Origin of the sequence: Streptomyces sp. NPDC006450 (assembly GCF_040612195.1) — a bacterium.
In the GTDB taxonomy this organism is placed as follows: domain Bacteria; phylum Actinomycetota; class Actinomycetes; order Streptomycetales; family Streptomycetaceae; genus Streptomyces.
The window spans coordinates 1-1,086 of record NZ_JBEXPT010000280.1 but is presented as its reverse complement, the minus strand read 5'-3'; the positions used below and the strand labels follow the sequence as shown (position 1 = coordinate 1,086).

The window sequence follows — 1,086 nt, the reverse complement described above, 5'->3', positions numbered from 1 at the left end:
CGCAGGCGCCGGACCAGGTCGAGGCCGTTCTCGTGGACGCGTCGCCCGGGGGCGCTGCGCCCGGCCTCGCCGCACCCGGCGTTGGTGCGTCCCGTCGGACGGGGGCACCGAGCCCGTGGCGGGACCGCGGCTACCTGCGCTTCGTCCTGCTCGACATCCCGATGAACCTCGACGACTCGATCCTGGCCGTCGGCCTTCCCCTCTGGCTGGTGGCCCACACCGATGCACCGCACGCCCTCGTCCCGGCCTTCCTCGTCATCAACACCGTGCTCGTCGTCGTCCTCCAACTCCGCGTCTCGGCCCGGTTCGAGGAACCCCACCAGGCCGCGGCGGCGCTCTCCGTGTACGGGCTGACGATGCTCGTGAGCTGCACCCTGCTGGCCCTGACCTCCGGGGCCGGGGCCGTGGTCGCGACGGTGGCGCTCCTCGCCGCGGCGGTCCTGGTCACGGTGGCGGAACTGCTGCGGTCGGTGAGCTCCTGGGAGCTGGCGGTCTCGCTCGCCCCCGAGGAGGCGCGGGCGTCCTACCTGGGGGTGGCGGGCATGGCCCAGTCCGTCCAGAAGTCCGCCGGTCCGCTGCTCCTGACCGGGGTGGTGATGACGGCCGGGCCTGCGGGCTGGCTGGCCCTCGGTGCGGGGATCGCGGCCCTGTCCGTACTCCAGCGGCGCTCCGCCGTCCGCCGCTTGGACTCCGTACTCGCCCCGCCCGCTCCCACCACCCCCTCGCCGTCCACCGCGCCCACGGGCTGACGCCCCACACCCCGGAGCCGACGGGGCGCCTTGCGGTCCTCGGACCTGGTCGGCCGGGCCGTCCATGCCGAGGAACGCCCCGGCGGTGTGGTCGAGGGGGTGTTTCTCGACCAAGGTGCGGGCCAACCGCCGGCAGAACGGCTCAGTGACGAACGGAGGCCCCGGCGAGCGGGAGGAGGTGGGGGCGGGTAGGGATCCCGCCCCGTGGTGGCGCCCTGGGAGGCCCGGCCCCCTGACGGTTGTCAGAACCAGGTGAGGGTGAGGGGGAAGGTGGTGGTGGCGGTGGCTGCGGTGGTGTCGGTGGCGGTGGCGGTGATCTGGATGGTGGCGACGGCCC

At 74.6% G+C, this 1,086-nt stretch carries 1 pseudogene; it reads left to right on the top strand.

Annotation, left to right across the window (positions count from 1 at the left end):
* A pseudogene (locus ABZY57_RS32800) lies at window positions 1-749 on the top strand (MFS transporter); the annotation flags it as partial.
* Window positions 750-1,086: the final 337 nt, after the last annotated feature.